Here is a 20720-nt window from a genome sequence, read left to right as displayed (position 1 = left end):
CCCTTCGCAAGCTCTGCGGAGCCTATGTCACTCCTGTGGATGCGCCCCAGCACGTTAGTCCGAATCACGGCGATGTCTTACGTGCCGGGCCAACCATTAGCCGCCTGGTCCCGGTGAGTTCATCTGTATGTCGTTTTGGCTTTCCAAGTTCGCCCAGAATCCCCCCACGTCGCAGTAAACCCGTGAACTTGTCTTTGCTTTGGCAAGAAAACAACAGGAGTGCATGACGACGGTCCAGAAGAGGCGTGCACGCGCGCGTGGAGGGGAGCCGGACGAATGCCTGCGCGCCTGCGCGGCGCACAGCGGCAAGGTCGTCGGCAGTGTCGACCGGCGCCGCGTCGAACTCGGCGAACAACTGCGCAAGCTGCTCGTCGTGCACTTCACCGGCCGCCACAAGCCCTGGCAGGGCGGCGAGAGCGGCTACAGCCGGGCCGAGGACCGCTGGCGCGAGTTCGAACTGTCCGACGCCGACTTCCAGTCCGCGTACCTGGAGTCCACCGGCGCACTGCACCATGACCTGATCGTGCACTACGGCACTCCGCACGTGGCCCGCACCGGGGACGTCGAGGCCGCCCGCAAGGTGGCCGCCGCGCACATCGCCTCCGGTGACTACCAGGACGCCGTCGACATCCTCTCCCGTGTCCGCATCCCCCTCGACGAGGCCTGGCCGCACGAGGTCCTCGGCCACGCCCTGATGAGCGTCTCCCGCTGCGCGGAGGCGAAGACCCAGCTCCTGCTGGCCGCCGCCGCCCCCAACCGGGCCGCCACCGCCTACGCCCGCCTCGCCCAGATGGCCTGGGTGCACGGCGACCACAGCGAGGCCCTGACGTACGCCACGGCCGCCCAGCCCGCCGCGGTGGACACACCGGCCTGGTGGAGCCTGACGTTCTGGACGCCGTTCGACCGGACGTTCACCGAGAGCCGGGCGTGGATCTGGTCCACCGGCTCGAAGGAGTGCACCGTCGCCTGCGGACCGGAGAGCGCGGCGATCATCGAGAAGTAGCCGACGTGCGCGCCGACATCGGCGATCGTCGTGCTCTTCGCGGCGAGCCGGGCCCAGATGCCGAGGCTGCCGGGCTCGTAGCCGAACCGCCCGTTCCAGAGGGTGTCGAGGGCGACGGCGTCGTCGTTCACACAGAACATGACGAACGGCGGACAGTACGGGGAGTCGATCTCGGCATAGCCACGGTACGGGTGCTTCTTGCGGTGGGCGCGGATGATGTCGCTGGTCGACACCGGCCTGACGGATGGTGCGTGGGCCAGCATGCGGGCATTGGCTTCATCGAGCCGGTGGATACGCGTCCGGCGATGCTAGGGCCAGGTCAGACGGGGTGACCTGGCCTTTTCCCCGGCGCCATGTTCCCGGTGTGCCGCGTTCACGCACGGTTCGCTCAGCGCTTCACGGCCTTCTTCAGCGCCCGGGCCCGCCGCACCACCCGGCGCGCGGTGGAGCTGCGCGGCAGGAAGGCCAGCCGCTCCGGGATCCCACCCGGCAGCCCGAGCGAGGTCAGCCGCTTCTTCCTGAAGTAGCGCCGGGTGCGCGGGTTGAGGTGCTGGGAGAGATACCGTTCCGCGGCCGTGCGCAGCGGTGGGTAAATCTGCGCCTGCATCGTGAAACTCAACGCGGTGACCAGGGCGTTCAGCGTGTCCGCGGGCACCGCCTCTTCGCCCTTGCGCTCCTCCAGGTCCGCCAGCACCGCGTCGGCCAGCACCACCGGCACCCGGTTGCTGTTCTGGTACGGCGTCAGCCGCTCAAGCAGCAGCTCGGTGCCGATGCGGGCGACCGGCAGGTCGTAGAGGGCGGAGGCCGTGAACAGCGCGGTGGAGAAGCAGCCGACGACCAGTGCGGGCCGTGCCTTCTCGAACAGCACCTCGGCGAGCACCGGTGTGTCCAGGACGGTGAGGTCCACGCCGAGCTTCTCCGCCTCGGCCTCCAGAGCGCGGCTGAAGCGGGCCGGCGCGCTGGGGTGCGGCTTGAAGACGATCGAGCGGTGCCCCTTGGCGACCGCGCCCTTCAGCATCCGTACGTGCAGGTTCTCCTCCTCGACCGGGGAGAGGATGTCCAGCGCGGAGAGGTACTGGCCGAGCAGCAGCACGGCGTTGTCCGGCAGCGGTGGCAACTCCTCCACGGCAGCCGTTAGTTCGCTCATCGCCTTCAGGAAGGCGGACGTCGGCACCACGACCGGCGGAACGCCGAACTCGGTCAGCAGCATCGGCGTGAGGCCCGCGATCAGGTCCAGGTGGAGCAGCCGCCGCACGCGCGTGCCGACCAGCGGGTCGAGCTTGTTGCGGGTGGGGCCGTAACTCATCAGGCCGTCGGCGTAGACGTCGACCGGGGCGCCGGTGAAGATCTGGGCGACGGTGAGGGCGGGGGCGACCTGGAGGGACTCCAGGACCAGTTCGACACGGTCCTCGCCGAGGCCCCACAGCAGCCGCAGATAGCGCTCGAAGAGGGGGATGTCGTCCGGGCGGGGGGCCCAGGAGCCCGGGTGGAAGGGGCGGATGGCCTCGTTCCAGGAGAGCACCTCGTCGAAGTGGTCGCGCAGCGGAGCGAAGCCCGGCATCGCGTCCAGCGGCAGCGAGGTCTCCGGCGTCGCGGTGTTGTTGAACACCAGCAGCACCCGCCGCTCGGCCTCCTCGAAGAGGTCGGAGTCGATCGCGGCGGCCAGGGTGACCGCGCCGTACAGCGTGGAGGCGCAGAAGATCTGCGTGGTGTGGGAGGTACGGGGGGACATCACGCGGCCGCCTTCGCTGTGGTGATCCGCCGACGCAGCCGCCGCAGCTTGGCGGAGCGGCGCAGGTCCATGGTGTCGAGTACGTCACCGAGCGCGTCCTGCGGCATCCGCTGTATGGCCGCCGCGCTCATCGCCCGCAGCTGCTTGGCCACGGACGGCTCCCACTTGGACTCGTCGGAGAGATGGTGGGCGATGATCGCGCAGTACGTGCGCACCGCCTTGGGGAGCAGCTTGTCGGCGTCCCGGTCCGCCGCCGTCTCCTCGATGACCTGGTCGAAGGCGCGGATGAAGTCGAGCTGGCGGGCGTCGCCGATCTGGGTGAGGGAGGAGGCCACCCCGCGCCGGTAGAACACGCCCAGCAGACTCACCACGGCGAACGACTCGGCCTCGCGGTGCAGCTTCCAGATCCACGGCCGGTCCTCGGCCGTGCGCAGCCCGTCGGTGAAGTGCAGCAGACCCTTGTCCAGCAGGCGGCGGTGGTAGGCGCCGGCCCATGCGTACGCGTAGTCGACGGAGGTCGAGCGGTCGGCGGGCAGGATCGCGTCCCGCGGGTTCATCACCTCGCCCCGCCGCCCGATCGGGACCCGGTGCACGGTGCGGGCGCGCGCGACCGTCTGCACATGGTCGGTGCGGACGAAGTCACAGCCCAACTCCTCGATGGCGGTGACCAGTTCCGTGAGGTAGCCCGGCGCGAGCCAGTCGTCGCCGTCCAGGAAGGTCAGATAGTCGCCCCGCGCCGCGTCCAGGCCGGTGTTGCGCGCGGTGGCGAGCCCTCCGTTCGTCTCGTGGTGGAGGACCTGCACCTGGGCGACGTCCGAGAGCTCCTCGGCCGCACGGTCGAGAATCGCCGGAGTTTCGTCCTTTGATTTGTCGTTCACCAGCACGAACTCGAAATCTCGCCGCGCATTCATGCGAAGACTTCGGAGGGTGTCCGGGGCGTATTGCTGCACGTTGTAGAACGGCACGATGACGGAGAGCTTTGGCACCCGAGAAACGCTAGAAGGCGGTCCGGCAGCGGAACTTTCGAGCAGGGGGACTGTGGGTGAACTCGATGTGTCGGAACGGTGCATCCCGTGTACTTCCCGGTCTTCGGCGGGCCAGTTCGGCTCTCGGTGGGCTTTTGTTAACTTCTCGTTGATTCGCGGTTGGGCAGGACCTAGAAATTGCTTCCTAGCGTCTTCGTCGTGCCGCCAAGTACAACGAAGTCCCTTCGAATCGCCGTCCTCGCGGACTCCGACACCCGCTGGAAATGGGGTGCGCTGACCGCCGACCGCATCGCTCCGGGTCCGTCCATGGAAGCCGGACCGCGAGGCGGGGCGCAAGTCGGCCTCGCGCTGGACGGATTCCTGCTGCGCGGCCGGGCCACACCCACCGCACGCCAGCTCGAAGAGGTGGGCGTACGTGCCGACTCGCTGCGGGAGGTCACCGCCGTCGAGTTCCTGCGCGCCATGGCCGAGACGTCGTACGACCTCGTCGTGCTGGCCCTCGTCGGCGGCGGCGTCCAGGCCATGCTGCACGGTCTGGCGCGGGTCTGGGACGGCCTGGAGAAGCGCCCCGTCGTCGTCACCGGCTATGTCGGCGTCGTCTACGAGAAGCTCGCCGACGGCCTGCTCCTGCGGCACGGAGCCGACCTGGTCCTCGCCAACTCCCGCCAGGACGCCGAGCGTTTCCGCGCGGTGTACGAGGGCGTCGGCGCGGATGCCTCCTCCGTGACCGAGGTGGCGCTGCCGTTCCTGGGCGGCGCGGCCTACGAAGGCGAACACGACCCGTACACCGTGGTGTTCGCGGTCCAGCCCTCCGTGCCCGACAACCGCAGGGACCGGGTCTACCTGCTGGAGCGGCTCGTGGGCCACGCCCGGCTGCACCCCGAGCGCGAGGTGCTGCTCAAGCTGCGCTCCAGGCCCGGCGAACACACCACGCACATCGAGGAGTTGCCGTACCAGAAGCTGATCCAGCGGCTCGATCCGCCGGCCAACTTCCGTCTGGTCTACGGCAACATGGGCGAGGTCCTCGACCGCACCGACCTGCTGGTCACCATCAGCTCCACGGCCGCCCTGGAGTCGCTGCACCGCCGGGTCCCGACCGCGGTCCTGACCGACCTCGGCGTCCGTGAGGTGCTCGGCAACCACCACTTCGTGGGCTCCGGCTGCCTCGCCTCCTGGGACCAACTGGACGCGGGCCACCGGCCGGTGCCCGACGCGGAGTGGGTGGCCCGGCAGGGCGTCGTCGCGGACGGCTCGTACGCACACGCCTTCGACGCGGCCCGTGAGCGCATCGCCAAGCTGCTGGTCTCGCCCGAGCGGCCCCCGCTGACCCCGTACTACACACCCGTCACCGCCCCCGGCTACCTCCCCGGCATCCTCGCCCGCCACCACCTCGGCCCCGACGGCACACCGTTGCCCGGCGCCCCCGCCCACGACAAGGAGCCGGGCCCGGTGCGGCAGATCGTCCGCCGCGCGGCCCGGGGCGCCTACCGGCACGGGGTGCAGCGGGTGGCCCCGGTGATCCGGCGGATGGGGGAGCTGTGACGTCTTTCCAGTCGCTATCCAAGGAAGTGGACCCCATGTCCAACCCGCAAGCGGGCCAAGGCGCTTCGGTGCGCCGAGTGCTCGCGGTGATCCCCGCGCGCGGCGGCTCCAAGGGCGTGCCCGCGAAGAACCTCGCCCCCGTGGGAGGTGTGCCGCTGGTCGCGAGGGCCGTGCGTGAATGCCGGGCGACCCGGCTGGTGACGGACGTCCTCGTGTCCACGGACGACCAGGCGATCGCCGCCGCCGCCCGCGAGGCCGGCGCCGAGGTCGTGATGCGGCCCGCGGCCATCGCCGGTGACACGGCCACCTCGGAGGCCGCCGTCCTGCACGCCATGGACACCCACGAGGCCCTGCACGGCGCGGCCGTCGACGTGGTGGTGTTCGTGCAGTGCACCAGCCCCTTCATCGTCCGCGAGGACATCGACGGGGTCGCCGCCGCGATCGTCGAGGACGGCGCCGACACCGCCGTCACCGTGGCCCCCTTCCACGGCTTCGTCTGGCGGGAGACCGAGTCCCCCCAGGAGGCGGCCGACGCGGCCACCGGCGGCGGCCACGGCGTCAACCACGACAAGTCCTACCGCCCCCGCCGCCAGGACCGCCCCCAGGACTTCCTGGAGACCGGCGCCGCCTACGCGATGGACGCGCCGGGCTTCCGCAAGCACCAGCACCGCTTCTTCGGCCGCACCGAACTCGTCCGCACGGACCCCGCGCGCGTGCTGGAGATCGACGACCCGCACGACCTGGCCCGCGCCCGCGCGCTGGCCCCCCTCTTCGACGCGGACCGCGCCGGCGCCCTGCCGTCCTTCGGCGACGTGGACGCGGTCGTACTGGACTTCGACGGCACCCAGACCGACGACCGGGTGCTGATCGACGCCGATGGAAAGGAGTTCGTCTCCGTGCACCGCGGAGACGGACTCGGCATCGCCGCCCTGCGCAGGTCGGGCCTGAAGATGCTGATCCTCTCCACGGAGCAGAACCCGGTCGTCGCCGCCCGCGCACGGAAGCTGAAGATCCCCGTGCTGCACGGCATCGACCGGAAGGACCTCGCACTGAAGCAGTGGTGCGAGGAGCAGGGCATCGCGCCCGAGCGCGTGCTCTACGTCGGCAACGACGTCAACGACCTCCCGTGCTTCGCCCTCGTGGGCTGGCCCGTGGCGGTCGCGAGCGCCCACGACGTGGTACGCGGCGCCGCCCGTGCGGTCACCACCGTCCCCGGTGGCGACGGCGCGATCCGAGAGATCGCCAGCTGGATCCTCGGCCCCTCTCTCGACTCCCTCAACAGTTAAGGAACGTTCCCGTCATGTCTGTTAACTCCCGCCTCCGCACGTTCGGCACCGAGCGCATCGCCGGTCCCGGCCAGCCCGTCTACATCTGCGGCGAGATCGGCATCAACCACAACGGCGAGCTGGACAACGCCTTCAAGCTCATCGACGTGGCCGCCGAGGCCGGCTGCGACGCCGTCAAGTTCCAGAAGCGCACGCCCGAGATCTGCACCCCGCGCGACCAGTGGGACATCGAGCGCGACACCCCCTGGGGCCGGATGACCTACATCGACTACCGCCACCGCGTGGAGTTCGGCGAGGACGAGTACCGCCAGATCGACGAGTACTGCAAGAGCAAGAACATCGCCTGGTTCGCCTCCCCGTGGGACACCGAGGCCGTCGCCTTCCTGGAGAAGTTCGACGTCCCGGCCCACAAGGTGGCCTCCGCCTCCCTCACGGACGACGAGCTGCTGCGCGCGCTCCGCGCCACCGGCCGCACGATCATCCTGTCCTCCGGCATGTCGACCCCGAAGCAGATCCGCCACGCGGTCGAGGTCGTCGGCTCGGAGAACATCCTTCTCTGCCACGCCACGTCGACCTACCCGGCGAAGGCCGAGGAGCTCAACCTGCGCGTGATCAACACCCTCCAGGAGGAGTACCCGAACGTCCCGATCGGCTACTCCGGCCACGAGACGGGCCTGCAGACCACCCTCGCGGCGGTCGCCCTCGGCGCCACCTTCGTCGAGCGCCACATCACCCTCGACCGCGCGATGTGGGGCTCCGACCAGGCCGCCTCGGTGGAGCCCCAGGGCCTCACGCGCCTGGTCCGCGACATCCGCACCATCGAGGCCTCCCTCGGCGACGGCGTCAAGAAGGTCTACGACTCCGAGCTCGGCCCCATGAAGAAGCTGCGCCGCGTCACCGGCGTGGTCGCCGAGGCGGAGATCGCCGCCGCCGCGGGCGAGCCGGTCTCGGTCTGAGCCACCGGGCGTCGAGTCCTCAGGTGCCGAGTCCTCAGGCGTCGTCCGCCTGAGGACTCGGCGCGCCCCCTGCATATCAGCGCCGCATGAGCGCCTTACGACGGGACGGTCGTACGTCGATGAGCCCCCGCGCCGGGAACACCGGCCCCCACACCCTCGCGTTCGTCGAGAGCCCGGTCCAGCTGCTGAACGTGCTGGAGTGGGCGCACGGCCACGCGCCCGGCGCGGAGCTCACCCTCGTCGTGCTGTCCCCGACCGACCCCATGACCCGCGGCCAGCTGCGCCGGATGGCGGAACTCGCCCGCGAGGAGGGCCACGAGGTCCGCTGGGAGGAGGCGAGGGGCGGCCCGGCGGCCCCCTTCCAGACCATCGGGGGCCTCGCGGGCATGCTCCGCAAGGCGGACCGCGTGGTCCTGGGCGACCCCTTCTCCCGCTATGTCCAGCTGCTCCTGACCATCACCCGCGCCAGCGACCTGGTCGTGGTCGACGACGGCACGGCGACGATGGAGTTCGTGTCCCAACTGGCCCGCGGCGAACGCCTGGTGCGCTGGCACCGCAAGGGCGGCCGCCCGAGCCCCCGGGACCTGGCCTTCGCCCCGATCTCGGCGGCGGCCCGCAAGCGCCTGACACCGGGGGCGGGCAGGGGGGTCGAGATATTCACCTCGATGCCGATGGAGGAGGCGCCGCCGGGAGTGGCGATGTCGGTGAACTCGTTCGCCTGGACCCGTGGTCGCTTCGGCCCGCCGCGCATCACGAAGGGCGCGGACATGGTCGGCACCTCGCTGGTGGAGACCGGTGTGGTGGACGCCGACCGCTATCTGGAAGCGGTCACCCGCCTGGCCAAGACCCATGGCGCGACCCGCTACTTCGCCCACCGCCGCGAGTCCACGGAGAAGCTCCACCGGCTGGCCGTGGAGACGGGGTTGGAGATCGTCCGCCCGGATCTCCCGCTGGAGCTGATCGCCCGCCGGGGCCCGATCGGCCGTACGATCCTCAGCTTCCCGTCGACCGTGGTCCACACCCTGCCGCTGGCGCTGGCCGGCACGGAGGTCCGCGTGGCGGTGTGCGACATCGACCCGGACTGGCTGACGGAGACGGCTTCGCCGCGGGCGCAGGGGTTCCTGTCCGGGGTCACCGGGACGGCCCGGGATGTGCACCGGCTGTCGGCGGTGGCGACGGGCTGAATCCCAACTGCATCGTCGGCTACGGCGGGGGCGGCTGGAGTGAGTGCCGAGGCGTTGCGGCAGGGCGATCTGCGTGCGGCCGTGGGGGAGTTCCGGCGCAGCGAGGTGCTGGTGCCGGTCGTGGACGGTTCGCTGCTCCGCCGACGCCTGGGACCTGGGCCGCGCCTCCTGCATGGCCCGCTGGGGTCTGAGCACCCGCTACTGGGACCTGGCGGAAGCGGAGGCAGCCGTCGCCGAGGCCGGGTACAAATCGGCCCGCTGCTATGAATCCTGGGAGGACTTCTCCGCCGCCTTCGTCCTCGGCCGCTGTCTGCAGTTCGACAACGAGAAGTTCGGCAGTTGGTACCAGGACATGGTCACCGTCCACAGGATCCTGACCTCGGACCCCGGCAGTCCCTGGCTCAACATTCCCTTCCGATAGGGCTACCGGGGCTGCCATGCCCGTACGAGATCCTCCGGCCCCCAATGCGCGGTCAGTGGCAGACCGTCTGCCACCCCGCAGCGTGAGACCACGACACGTGGGGTGTCGGGATCGGCGCCGGGGACGGCAAGCATGTCGCGGACGAGAGCGTCGTACTCATGGCGGCCGAAGGGCTGGTTCTCGAGCCACTTGATCGACCCGACAAAGTGCACCTGCCGGGCCACCGGCTCGCGGTCTGCGCCGAGGAGGTCGATCTCGGGGTTGTTCTGCCGGTTCCACCAGCCGCCGATGGCCTCGGTCTCGGGCCACTCATCGTCCGGGAGCAGGCGCAGCAATGACTCGCGGATCAGTGGCTCGACCGCACGACCACGCCAGGTGGTCCAGGATCGTTCGATGCGTTCCAGCGCCACGTCGCCACGCCCGCGCTCGACGAGCGGGATCGCGCGCTGCAAGAACGCCAGCCAGAACCGCAGGTACGGGTCGGCGATCCGGTAGCGCTTGTTCTTGCTGTCCGGTTTGACGGACAGTGGGAGATCAGCAGTCAGAACCCGCTTGGTCTGCAGAGTGGTCAGCAGCGGGGAAAGTGTGCCGGACGGCAGCGCTCCGCCACCACCGGCCTGGGTCGCGATCGCGCTGAACGTGCGCTCACCACTGCCGATCGCTTCCAGTACGGCCCGTGAGTGCGACGCTTCGGGGAACTCACCCAACAGGGACAGCTCGCCGGCCACCAACAAGGGGGAGAGAGGATTGGCGACGGAAGCCCGGAGGAAGTCGATGCGGCTCATTCCCGGACGCCACGACTGCACGATCTCCGGAAACCCTCCCGTGATCAGCTGGGCATCCACGGCGTCTGCGGCGTTCAGTTCGGTCATGGCCTGGACGTCGGCCAGGTTCAAGGGATGGACGGTCATCTTCGCCGCCCGACCGAAGAACGGCCGCCCGTGCGACTGCAGTGCCTCCATCACCGACACATCGCTGCCGACGAGCACGAGCAACACCGGCTTGGAGGACAGATGACGGTCCCAGACGGTCTGCAGTGCGCCCTCGAACTCCTGGTCCTGCTCGACCAGCCAGGGCACCTCGTCGATCACCGCGATGCTGGGTGAGTCATCGCTGATCGCGAGCGCCAGCGAGCGCAGGGCCTGGTTCCAGTCCTGTGCCTGGAGACCGGCGACCAGCTCGGCCTCCGGCAGCGGGGACTGCGCCAGAGCGGCGGCAAATTCGGCACGCTCCGTCACGGGGTTGCGCCCGCGAGTGGCCTGAAACACCACGTACGGCACTCTCGAGCGGTCGCAGAACTCCTGAACCAGCCGCGACTTTCCCACCCGGCGCCGACCAGTCATGATCACGGCTCGCCCCCGAGTAGCTCCACTCCGCTGTGTCACCGAGGAGAGCTGCCCAGTCAACAGTTCGAGATCAGCGGCCCGACCATGGAACTCCACGAAGCGACCTCCGGCACCTAACGTAGATCCATCCTTACGTAGATTGAATCTTACTTTACCGTTTGCTGCCTTTCTTGCAGCCTCGCAGCTGTCCTGCACCCCAGGGGAGATCTTGAGGGGGCGGGGCTCCCCCCACCCCCTCGCTTGTCCACGACCTGGTCCGGCTTTCGGCGCTCCCAGGAAGAGACACTCTTTGGCGCTCGAATTTCTTCGAGTGCCCTATCCCCCTACCCTGCGAGCGTGTCCAGGGCTTCTGCGACCGGGACGGGATTCAGTGGGCCGATGTGTGACGCCTCGGGAAAATCGTGCACGCGGAAGCTGTCGCCGGGCGTGGACGCGTCGGCTTCCGCGATCATCCTGTCCTGGAGTGCGGTGGCGATCGTCCGGTCCCTGCCGAAACGCAGATAGGTGCGGGGAATGCGGCCCCAGCTGTCGGCCCGGCCGACCGCTCGGCCCGCATAGGCGGCGACCGGCTCGTCGGTCTGCATGCCGGCCAGTATCCGGCGGAAGTCGGCGTCGGGGTAGTCCGCGCAGATCATCTCCTTCAGGAGGGCCAGCGCATGGCTGTCACCTGTCCGGAAGTTCAGTCGCAGTACACCGAGCCGGTCCGGGTCGCCCACCGTCAGCTCGACCGGACTGACGGCGTTCGCGTTCTCGGGCGCCGCCGTGCAGGCGTCCGCCGTGGGCAGGACGCGGCTGGGACAGAAGGCCGCCATGTAGCAGATGTGGTGCAGCAGATGCGGGACGGCATCGCCGACACGACTGACCGATACGCCACCCAGGCTGTGCCCGACCAGCACCACGGGGCCGTTCCGTGCCGCCCGCCGCACGATGCCCGTGACGCGCGCCTCGTAGTCCTCCAGCCCGAGGCCCTTCAGCGGGGAAGGCTCGACCGCCATCGCTTTGAGGTCCTGGCGCTGATACGACTCCGGCACGAAAGCCTCCGCGCCATGCCGTGGCTGATCCACCATGACGACGCGGTGACCGCGCAGCTCCAGCTCCCGTGCGATCGGCATCCAGAACGCGCCGGCGCTGTGGGTGCCGTGCACCAGCACGTAGGTGGTGATGCCGCGACGCGGGTCCGCTGCGGCCGGGGTGGTTCCGAGCCCGGTGGCCAGTGCCATGCCCCCGACCGCGAGTCCCAGCCCACGTAACGCCGTCCGCCTGGTGGTACCCGTTCCTTGTTCGTTCGTGTCATCCATCATGAGCACGACGCTATGAAGAGCTCGCTCGGCCCACCAGCGGCCCAGCACCACCACAGGGGTGGACCCAGCACCACACCTCAGACGGGGTACAGCGTGCGCAGGCCCTCGTTCAACGCGTACGACAACGCCGACCCGTGCGTCTGTCTGGGGTACAGGCGGGAAGTCAGCTCCAGGGACGGGTAGTTCCGCAGCCGCAGCAGCTGCGACATACGGGTCATCGACCCGAGGATGTCGGCGGCGGCCACGTAGGGATCGGTGAGTTCCGCCTCGCCCGCGCCGAGGAACACCTTCGCCGCCAGGTCGTCGTGGGTCTTGGCGTAGTCGGCCTCCAGCGTGAACAGCAGGTCCTCACATCCGCTGAGGGCAGGGCTACTGGCCAGATAGCTGCCGAATGCCGCGGGCCGGGAGAGCAGTGCGTAGCCGACGAAGTGTCCGCCGCCGGAAAAGCCCACGAGACCGTGGTCGTCGTCGAAGCGGAACTCGGTCGCCAACTGCGGGCGCAACTCGTCCACCAGGAACGACAGCATCGCATCGGCGCCGCCACCGCTCGTCGGCGCTTCGCCGGCCAGTGCTTCCATGCGCGCGCCGCCGGGCCCCGCGTTGACCCATCTCGGCATCGGATAGAAGTCGTGTGTTCGACGCGCGCCGAACTCGGCGGAATCGCTCTCGTCGGGAGCGCCGACGCCGATCACGATGAGCTCGGCGACCTCCTGCACGGTGTGGAGCCAGTTCATCAGGCCGACGACGAGCGGGAAGCTGAGGGAAGCATCCGTCACCCAGAGGACGGGGTAGCTGCGGTCACCGTGCTCGTACGACGGGGGGAGCGCGATGTGCACGTCATGCGGCCAGGGCACATCGGTCCCCTGCGTCCGTCTGGTGGGCAGAACCTGATATGTGTGCCGGGGCAGGGACACAGCTACCTCCTGCTGAAGCCAATGCTCGGACTGGTCGACCGACGGCCGAGGAGCTGCACACCGAGCGGCCCACTGCCGGGTCTCCGCCTCTGGCGACGAACGGGCCCCGGCGCGTTCGACATCGAGACTATTCCAACCCGCCCCGCCGACACGTGCGCCGTTGTTGGCAGGTGACCACAGACGCACAAGTGTGTTCGACGGGTCTGGCGATGGGCGAAGGGCGTCTCGTCGCGCCGTGCCCCACTGCCGACCCCTCCATGGAGTTGGCCGCTTGAAATGTTCACCACGACGCGAGGGGATCGACAGGGGACCGTGAGGCGCCGGTCGGGCCGACGCGTGGGACGGATCAGTTGCGCGTGCCTGCCGGTGGGCCGACGACGGTGGCGAGGTGGAGTTTGGTCTCGTCCTCGCTGCCCGGCGCAGCGGTCATGATGACAATCTTGAGCTCGGTGTCGCCGTCGCTCAGGACATCGCAGTCCACTGTGACCGGGCCCACCGACGGGTGGTCGACCGTCTTGTGGACCTCGCGGTTCGCGGCCACCTCTCCCGCCGCCCACAGCTCGGCGAACCTCGCATTGCCCGCGTTCAGGTCGCGGACCAGCGCGGCCAGGCGGCTGTCCCGGGGGAAGCGGCCGGTGGCGCGGCGCAGGTCGGAGACGAGGGCGGCGTCGGTGGTGTCGGGGTCCGCGTCGGTGACCGGCCACAGCGCGAGGGAGGTGTGATCGGCGCCCACCGGGAACCTGTCGCGGGCGAAGTTGCGCATCCGCGGCGGCGCGGCCAAGGGGTCGCCCAAAAGAGCGGCCCACCGGGGGTTCCACCACACCAGTTGCCAGTCCGCCGCGAACACGGCGACCGCTACGTCTCCGAGGCGGACGAGCACGCGTTGCATGCCGGGTGGGAGATGGTCGCTGATCGTGCCGTCCGCCGGCGGCACGATCCGGGCCAGCCGGTAGAGGTGGTCCCGCTCGGCGGTGGACAGCTGGAGGGCACGCGCCAGGGACGCCACCACCGACGCCGAGGGTGTCGTGGCCCGCCCCTGTTCCAGGCGTACGACGTAGTCGACCGACACCCCGGCCAGGTCAGCCAGTTCCTCGCGCCGCAGCCCGGCCGCCCGGCGCTTGCGGACGACCGGCAGCCCCGCGGCCGACGGGGGCATCCGGTTGCGCCACGTGCGGATCATCGATCCCAGCCCGGCCCCGGGGGGTGTCGTCGTCATGCCCCCATCCTCCTGCGTCCCCGATCACCTGAGGGGGTGCGAGGGTGGTACTGGTCTTCCCACCGTCGAAGCGTCCCTGGTCCGGCTCGCTCGGCAAGGCAACCATCGAAGGCATGACGATCACCTTCATCACCGGAGCCAACAAGGGCATCGGCCGCGAGACCGCCCGCCGCCTCGTCGCCTGCGGTCACACCGTTCTCCTGGGAGCCCGCGACCGTGAGCGGGGCGAGGAGGCGGCCGCCGCGCTGGGCGCACGCTTCGTCCCCGTCGACGTCACCGACGACGCGTCCGTGGTCGCGGCCGCCGCGGACGTCGCCGAACACGAGGGCAGGATCGACGTCCTGATCAACAACGCGGGGGTGCAGGGTCCCTTCGGTGATCCCGGCGACCTCACCGCCGCCGACGCCCGCGCCGTCCTCGACGTCAACGTCATCGGCGTCGTCCGCACCACCGCTGCCTTCCTGCCGCTGCTGCGCCTCTCGGACGACCCCGTGATCATCAACGTCAGCAGTGGCATGGGCTCCCTCGCCTTCACCCACGACCCCGGTCGGTCCGAGTCGCACGTCACCGTGCCGCTGTACGCCTCCTCGAAGGCGGCGCTGACCATGTTGACCACGCAGTACGCCAAGGGCCTCAAGGGCATGCGTGTCAACGCCGCCGATCCCGGCTACACCGCGACCGACATGAACGGTCACAGCGGCTCCCAGACCCTCACCGAGGGCACGGACGCGATCGTCGCCCTCGCCACCGAGGGGCCCGGCGCCGGCACCGGACGCTTCATCGACCGCCATGGCGAGATCGCCTGGTCCTGAGACCGGCGGTGCCGGGTCACCAACTCTGAAGATCAGAACGGGCAGAACATCGAGACCGGTCCTGGGCGGGAGAACCGCCGCCTCCGACCAGCGTGAGAAACCTGGGGCGACCGTCACGCCGGCCCTGGACCCGCGTCTTCAAGTCGGCGGAGGCTCACCGCGCTGCACCGTACGAAAACGCAGGTCGGTCGGATCCCGATGTGACACCTATCGTGCTGCGGCTCAACGTCCGGGCGATGCGTCCTACGCCGGTTTCCTTGCCACCAGGAACGCCCGGGACAGCTTCTCCTCGCCGAGCGGTTCCCTGAGGACCCGGACGATCACCTCGAAGCCTGTCTTGATCAGGGGCTCGACCACGGCTTCCGGTGCGCGCAGCCAGTAGTCGAGGGAGATCTTGTGGCCGAAGCGTTCGTCGAGGTGCATGTGGGTGCCGCCGGGCTCGTACTGGAAGCCGATCAAGGCGTGGGCGCCGGGGGCCAGGGTGCGGTGGAACTCCGCGAAGGCCGTCGGGAGGTGGTCGTCCGGGACGTGGATGATCGAGTACAGCGCGGTGATGCCGCCCAGGGTTTCCGACGGCAGGTCGAGCGACGTCATCGAGCCCACATGGAAGCGGAGGCCCGGGTGGGCTCTGCGGGCCAGTTCGACCATCTTGGGGGAGACGTCCACGCCGAAGACCCGGATGCCGAGGTCGTGCAGCGCCGCGGTCACGTGTCCCGGGCCGCTGCCGATGTCGGCCACCGGGCCGGCGTTCTGCTCCTTCACCAGTTCCGCGAAGCCGGTGATCTGGGTTCTGTCCAGCGTGGGGATGCCGGCCCAGTCGGAGAACTGCTCGGTGTAGGGCTCGGCGATCGTGTCGTACGCGGTTCGGGTGGCCCGTATGAAGTCGGGGTTCTCGGCGTTCACGGGCTGCACCCTAGCGGGGCGTCTCGGAGCGGCGGGTGGGAAGTTGCGGAGCGCCGCGTGGAGTTTCCCTGGGGGTCATCGGGCGGTGGAGTGCGGGGACTTGAGGGCTTCGAGGAAGGCGGTGAAGGTCCCGGGCGGGAAGGCGAGGGTGGCGCCCGTCGGGGTCTTGGAGTCGCGGATGGCTATGTGGGTGGGGTGGGTTGCGATCTCCACGCAGGCGTTGCCGTCGCCGCCGCCGGAGTAGGACGACTTCCGCCAGTTTTCGCGTGTGTTCATCGGGTGCCTCACAGCTCCTTGGCCAGATGGTGGATCAGGTCGCGTGACTGTTCGGGATCGAGTGATGACGCCCCTACTCTACGGAAGAGTGTTCGGAATACGCCGAGTTGGGCCTCCGCGTCGATGAACGCCGTGCCGTGTGGAGCGTCGCGGACCACAGTGTCCAACTTCGGGATGCTGCCACCGGCGTAGATCATTGCGCTGCCCGTGTCGTCGAAGCGCTCCAGAGTGAACGGGATGACTCGGACGGTGATGTGGCCTGCTTCGGAGAGCTCCAGGATATGGGCGAGTTGGGCCAGCGAGGTGGCCCGGCCGCCGACCCTGATGCGTAGTGCTGCCTCGTGGATCACGGCTTGGTAGGGAGTCGGTGTGCGCCTTTCAAGGATTGCTCGACGCTGCATGCGATGCCGCACACGTAGCTCGCGGTCGGCATCGGGGAGCTCAGGGATGCGGGTCGAGAAGAGAGCCCGCGCGTAGTCCTCGGTCTGGAGGAGGCCCGACACGTGCAGCAAGTCCACGTCCCATCGGAATGTGGCGTTGTGTTCCAGCTCGGAGAGGTCCAGGAACGGCGTGGGCAACTGCCCCCGGTACTCCTCCCACCAGCCGCGGGTCCGGTCGGTGGCCACGTGTACCAGAGCTGAGATCAACTCTTCGTCGGAGCAGGAGTAGTTGGCTGCCATGCTGCGCAGGCGTTTCTCGCTCACGCCGGTCAGGGCGGATTCGATCTGGCTGATCTGGCCGGAGCTCACGCCCAGCAGGGCCGCCGCCTCGCGTCCGGTGAGGCCGGCCTTCTCCCGCAGTCTGCGCAGTTCGGTTCCCAGTCGCATCTGCCGTGCGGTGGGTTCAGGCCTCAGTCCCGCCATGGAGTGCTCCTCGGATCAACACGCCCATAGGCGTGGCACGTTCGGGGGGCAGATTACGCGATCAGGTTGCTAGACCTCGAATTGCAGGTCTACCTTCGGTGACGCGACGCACACGCTGCGGAATCGCCGGGATCCCGGAAGCGCACCGCCCCGTCCTGCCATGACGGCTGCGGCACTGCCACCGCCCGAAGTCCCCTGGAGAGCTGGAGTTGGCCCATGCCCGAACACGACCCCTGGGAGTACACCCTGTACATCCCGAACGACGTCCGAGCCGTCACCGTCGCCCGCCGCACCCTCCGGCTCATCCTCACGATGCACGGCCTGATCCGCCTGACCGACACCGCCGAGCTGCTCGCGGCCGAGCTCGTCTCCAATGCCGTACGGCATACGAAGGGGCCCGCGGCTCTCAGGGTGCGCTGGTCGGCGGGGGTGTTGCGGATCGGGGCTTGGGACGCGGACCCTGAACCTCCTGAGCCGCCCGGCGAGTTGGACACCCTGGGAGAGGCGGAGGAAGGGCGGGGGCTGGCGTTGGTCAAGGCCTGTGCCGATCTGTGGGGGTGGCAGCCGTTGGCCAGACTCGGCAACCGGGGGAAGTTCGTGTGGTGTGAGCTGTCCGCCGCTTAGGAGGGGTCGTGGGGCCGCCCGCTTCTGCGTCGGGGTCGTGCTTCCGTGAGTCGCGTCAAGGGTGCTCCGCGTCGGCTGCGCCGATGGCCCTCCGGGCCACCCCCGGACATGGCTCGCTCCAGCACGGGGGAGAAACGGGCGGGCGGCCCGGGGAAAGCGGGGGCTCGAAGCCGGCTTCGTCGCGGGTCGGCGTCGGCGGGGCGCGGTCGCGGCTCGCATGCATGCCGGGTGGTGGCGGCGAGCGGCCGGTGCGGCGATGGCTTCGGTGGCGTCGGCCGGTTGCGCAGAGAGTGGCCGCAAGCACACACGGCGACTCCCAGCGGCCTCGACGTGACTCGCGGCACGGTCCGGCGGAACCGTAAGGCAAGTGAAGCTCTCCCTGGGGTCCCGCCCCGCCCTCCTGGCCGAAGGCCGTCCCGGAGGACCCGCCCACCACCGCCGATCACTCCGCGTGGCGGTAGCCGTACCTCACCGTGAAGGCCCCGCCCCCGTCCCCGCCGTGTCCCAATGCCGTTTCGACAGATGAACAGAGCCGCCGGACGCAAGCCCGGCATGGTATGTGTGGGAAAAGAGGTTCCTACCCACCTCAAATCACGTCCATGCGTCGAGCGGCCATATTTTCTTCCCCCGGCGGGTTGAAGTTTTGTTGATCGCGGGTCGGTTGGTCGCCCCGGCGTCCTACCCTTTAGAGGGTGAAGCAACTGATGTCACTGGAGTCCGAGGTCGATCTTCCCGGGGAAGCAATGCTTCCCGGCGTGCTGAGCGAGGAACTGCACGCCGAACTCGTACTGTTCCGACGCGACTTGCACATGCACCCGGAGCTCGGCAACCAGGAGTTCCGAACCACCGCGGCGATCAAGGAACGGCTGGAGAGGGCCGGGCTGAAGCCGCGCGTGCTCGCCGTCGGGACCGGCCTCGTGTGTGACATCGGGGAGTGGGACGGCGAGCGGCCCATGCTCGCCCTGCGCGCCGACATCGACGGTCTGCCCATCCCGGACACGAAGAGCGAGTGCTCGTACCGGTCGACCGTGCCCGATCGGGCGCACGCGTGCGGACATGACGTTCACACGACCGTCGTGCTCGGGGCCGGGCTCGTCCTCGCCGACCTGCACAAGCGGGGGCTGCTGGCGCGGCCCGTGCGGCTGCTCTTCCAGCCCGCCGAGGAAGTGCTGCCCGGCGGTGCCGCCGACGCCATCGACTGCGGGGTGCTGGACGGGGTCGGGAAGATCCTCGCCGTGCACTGCGACCCGCGGGTCGACGCCGGGAAGATCGGGCTCAGGACCGGTGCCATCACCTCCGCCTGCGACCGGCTGGAGATCTCGCTCGACGGGCCCGGTGGGCACACCGCCCGGCCGCACCTCACCACCGACCTCGTCACCGCCGCCGCCCGCGTCGTCACCGACGTGCCCGCCCTCGTCGGGCGACGGGTGGACACGCGGGCCGGGCTCGCCGTGACCTGGGGACGGATCGAGTCGGGGCATGCGCCGAATGTGATCCCGCAGCACGCCGAGCTCTCCGGGACCGTCCGCTGCCTGGACCTCGACACCTGGCGGCAGGCCCCGGACATCGTGGTCGCCGCGATCGACGAGGTCGCCAATCTGCACCGGGCCAAGTCCGAGATCAACTATGTGCGCGGCGTTCCGCCCGTCGTCAACGACGCGGACGTCACCGAGCTGCTCCGGGACGCCATGACCGCCCGGCGCGGAGCCGACTCGATCGAGAACACCGAGCAGAGCCTGGGTGGCGAGGACTTCTCCTGGTACCTCCAGCACGTTCCCGGTGCCATGGCCCGCCTCGGGGTGCGCACGCCGGGGGAACGGACCGTGCGCGACCTTCACCAGGGCGACTTCGACGCCGACGAGTCCGCGATCACCGTAGGGGTGGAGATGTTCACGGCGGCGGCACTGCTGGACGCCGCGCAGTGATCCGAGCGTGACGGACGGCCCCCTCGGGGGCCGTTCCGCCGACCGGCGCAACATGGTCGTAAGCCAATTGTGCGCACATCGACATCCCGGTGTGTCAGGGCGGCAGAGCCTCAGTTCAGACGCTGTTTGCCTCGAATCGATAACGGCTTCGGAAGAGGTCTGTTTCCGACATCTACGCGCGTTACGATGCCGCGAAGCCAACGCCGCAGGGGCGTACAGGCCCGGGCACTGGCATGGTGCTCACATGAAGCGCCGACAAGGCGCTCAGGTCAGGTGAAGGAGCCTCCCGTGCGCCGGGTAGCCAAGCTTTCCGCTGCGTGTATCGCCACCGCAGCTCTCGCAATGACTGCCACAGCCTGTGGCAGCACTTCCTCGGACAACGACAGCTCGTCGTCCGCCTCCGCCGGCAGCAGCAAGGGCGGTATCAAGATCGGTCTCGCTTACGACGTCGGCGGCCGTGGTGACCGCTCCTTCAACGACTCCGCCGCGCGCGGTGCCGACAAGGCCGCTAAGGAGTTCGACGGTTCCCTCAAGGAGCTGACCGCCAAGAGCTCCGACACGGAGGCCGACCGCGAGCAGCGCCTGACCGACCTGGCGGACGCCGGCTACAACCCGATCGTCGCCGTCGGCTTCTCCTACGCCACCTCGGTCGACAAGGTCGCTCCCAAGTACCCGAAGGTCAACTTCGGCCTCATTGACTCGGTCGCGAAGGCCACGAACGTCGACAGCATCACCTTCACCGAGGAGCAGGGTTCGTACCTCGCCGGTGTCGCCGCGGCGCTGAAGACCAAGAAGGACCACGTCGGCTTCATCGGCGGCGTGGACACCCCGCTGATCAAGAAGTTCGAGGCGGGCTACGCCCAGGGCGTCAAGGACACCAACCCCAAGGTCAAGGTCGACGTCCAGTACCTGACCCATGGCTCGGACTTCTCCGGTTTCGCCGACCCCGCCAAGGGCAAGGAGGCCGCGTCCGGCATGCTCGACAACGGCGTCGACGTGATCTACGCCGCGGCCGGCTCCTCCGGCAACGGCTCGATCGAGGCCGTTTCCGGCGTCAAGGGCGCCTGGGCCATCGGCGTGGACTCGGACCAGTACAACATCCCGGGCCTGGCCAAGTACAAGAACTCGATCCTGACCTCGATGGTCAAGAACGTCGACGTCGGCGTCTACGACTTCATCAAGTCCGTCAACGACGGCAAGCCGCTGACCGGCAACCAGATCTACTCCCTCGCCAAGGGCGGTGTCAGCCTCTCCACCAGCGGTGGCTTCATCGACGACATCCAGCCCAAGCTGGACGAGGCGAAGAAGAAGATCGTCGACGGCACCATCAAGGTCAAGACCAGCTGACCTGACGGTTCCCGCCGGAACCCGGGCTCGACGAGGGGGCCTCGACAACCCCCTCGTCGAGCCATAACAATGTGTCAACTCTA

The 20720-nt window shown here is 69.3% G+C and carries 19 protein-coding genes; 9 read left to right on the top strand and 10 right to left on the bottom strand.

The annotated features are described in order from the left end of the window. Positions 1–771 precede the first annotated feature (771 nt). From OG841_RS17995 to OG841_RS17985, 3 genes are all read right to left on the bottom strand, one after another. Positions 772–993, bottom strand: a complete 222-nt coding sequence (locus OG841_RS17995) for a hypothetical protein (RefSeq protein ID WP_371570743.1) — start codon at positions 991–993, stop codon at positions 772–774. Positions 994–1391: 398 nt separating this feature from the next. Next, on the bottom strand, positions 1392–2735 hold the full coding sequence (locus tag OG841_RS17990; protein WP_371566086.1) for an alpha-2,8-polysialyltransferase family protein: 1344 nt from the start codon (positions 2733–2735) through the stop codon (positions 1392–1394). Beyond that, a complete protein-coding gene (locus tag OG841_RS17985; RefSeq protein ID WP_371566085.1) occupies positions 2735–3721 on the bottom strand; it encodes a glycosyltransferase family 2 protein in 987 nt (328 codons plus the stop codon). Before OG841_RS17985 ends, OG841_RS17990 begins: the two co-directional genes overlap by 1 nt. Positions 3722–3919: 198 nt before the next feature. Between OG841_RS17985 and OG841_RS17980 the strand changes: the two genes are divergently transcribed. The 5 genes from OG841_RS17980 to OG841_RS17960 all read left to right on the top strand — a co-directional run bounded on the left by OG841_RS17980 (position 3920) and on the right by OG841_RS17960 (position 9110). Next, positions 3920–5263, top strand: coding sequence for a DUF6716 putative glycosyltransferase (locus OG841_RS17980; protein WP_371566083.1), 1344 nt, complete (start codon positions 3920–3922; stop codon positions 5261–5263). Between the two features lie 35 nt (positions 5264–5298). Continuing rightward, the gene (locus OG841_RS17975; RefSeq protein WP_328640554.1) at positions 5299–6549 is read left to right on the top strand and encodes an N-acylneuraminate cytidylyltransferase; all 1251 of its coding nucleotides are present in this window, start codon (positions 5299–5301) and stop codon (positions 6547–6549) included. Between the two features lie 14 nt (positions 6550–6563). Next, positions 6564–7505 carry an N-acetylneuraminate synthase family protein gene (locus tag OG841_RS17970; RefSeq protein WP_328640555.1) on the top strand — a complete coding sequence of 314 codons (942 nt, stop codon included), beginning with the start codon at positions 6564–6566 and terminating at the stop codon, positions 7503–7505. A 119-nt stretch (positions 7506–7624) separates the two neighbouring features. Next, on the top strand, positions 7625–8689 hold the full coding sequence (locus OG841_RS17965; protein WP_365122655.1) for a hypothetical protein: 1065 nt from the start codon (positions 7625–7627) through the stop codon (positions 8687–8689). 43 nt (positions 8690–8732) lie between these two features. Continuing rightward, entirely contained in the window at positions 8733–9110 is a 378-nt protein-coding gene (locus OG841_RS17960; RefSeq protein ID WP_371566080.1) for a DUF1266 domain-containing protein, read from the top strand. A 2-nt stretch (positions 9111–9112) separates the two neighbouring features. Here the strand turns inward: OG841_RS17960 and OG841_RS17955 are convergent, their stop codons facing one another. The 4 genes from OG841_RS17955 to OG841_RS17940 form a co-directional block, all read right to left on the bottom strand. Continuing rightward, positions 9113–10552 (bottom strand): ATP-binding protein, encoded by a 1440-nt coding sequence (locus OG841_RS17955; protein WP_365122656.1) that lies wholly within the window; start codon positions 10550–10552, stop codon positions 9113–9115. A 227-nt stretch (positions 10553–10779) separates the two neighbouring features. After that, on the bottom strand, positions 10780–11676 hold the full coding sequence (locus OG841_RS17950; RefSeq protein ID WP_365122659.1) for an alpha/beta hydrolase: 897 nt from the start codon (positions 11674–11676) through the stop codon (positions 10780–10782). Between the two features lie 158 nt (positions 11677–11834). Then, complete coding sequence (locus tag OG841_RS17945; protein WP_328640557.1) at positions 11835–12611, bottom strand: alpha/beta hydrolase; 777 nt, start codon at positions 12609–12611, stop codon at positions 11835–11837. Between the two features lie 406 nt (positions 12612–13017). Then, the gene (locus OG841_RS17940; protein WP_328640558.1) at positions 13018–13887 is read right to left on the bottom strand and encodes a helix-turn-helix transcriptional regulator; all 870 of its coding nucleotides are present in this window, start codon (positions 13885–13887) and stop codon (positions 13018–13020) included. A gap of 113 nt (positions 13888–14000) precedes the next feature. Between OG841_RS17940 and OG841_RS17935 the strand changes: the two genes are divergently transcribed. Further along, positions 14001–14699, top strand: coding sequence for an SDR family NAD(P)-dependent oxidoreductase (locus tag OG841_RS17935; RefSeq protein ID WP_328640559.1), 699 nt, complete (start codon positions 14001–14003; stop codon positions 14697–14699). 243 nt (positions 14700–14942) lie between these two features. On the opposite strand, the gene OG841_RS17930 is transcribed toward OG841_RS17935, so the two are convergent. From OG841_RS17930 to OG841_RS17920, 3 genes are all read right to left on the bottom strand, one after another. Beyond that, on the bottom strand, positions 14943–15602 hold the full coding sequence (locus OG841_RS17930) for a class I SAM-dependent methyltransferase (protein ID WP_328640560.1): 660 nt from the start codon (positions 15600–15602) through the stop codon (positions 14943–14945). Positions 15603–15677: 75 nt separating this feature from the next. Further along, positions 15678–15878 carry a DUF397 domain-containing protein gene (locus tag OG841_RS17925; protein WP_328640561.1) on the bottom strand — a complete coding sequence of 67 codons (201 nt, stop codon included), beginning with the start codon at positions 15876–15878 and terminating at the stop codon, positions 15678–15680. A gap of 8 nt (positions 15879–15886) precedes the next feature. Then, positions 15887–16741: a helix-turn-helix domain-containing protein gene (locus OG841_RS17920; protein WP_328640562.1), complete on the bottom strand. Its 855-nt coding sequence runs from the start codon at positions 16739–16741 to the stop codon at positions 15887–15889. Positions 16742–16957: 216 nt separating this feature from the next. Here OG841_RS17920 and OG841_RS17915 point away from each other — a divergent pair, with 216 nt between their 5' ends. The 3 genes from OG841_RS17915 (at position 16958) to OG841_RS17905 (ending at position 20637) form a co-directional block, all read left to right on the top strand. After that, the gene (locus OG841_RS17915; RefSeq protein WP_328640563.1) at positions 16958–17365 is read left to right on the top strand and encodes an ATP-binding protein; all 408 of its coding nucleotides are present in this window, start codon (positions 16958–16960) and stop codon (positions 17363–17365) included. 704 nt (positions 17366–18069) lie between these two features. After that, positions 18070–19290 (top strand): M20 family metallopeptidase, encoded by a 1221-nt coding sequence (locus OG841_RS17910; protein WP_328643638.1) that lies wholly within the window; start codon positions 18070–18072, stop codon positions 19288–19290. A gap of 288 nt (positions 19291–19578) precedes the next feature. Then, a complete protein-coding gene (locus OG841_RS17905; RefSeq protein WP_057607711.1) occupies positions 19579–20637 on the top strand; it encodes a BMP family lipoprotein in 1059 nt (352 codons plus the stop codon). Positions 20638–20720: the final 83 nt, after the last annotated feature.

The sequence above is a fragment of the Streptomyces canus genome (genome assembly GCF_041435015.1).
GTDB classification, from domain to species: domain Bacteria; phylum Actinomycetota; class Actinomycetes; order Streptomycetales; family Streptomycetaceae; genus Streptomyces; species Streptomyces canus_G.
Note: the sequence above shows the minus strand (reverse complement) of the source record. Positions and strands in the feature narration are given on the sequence as shown.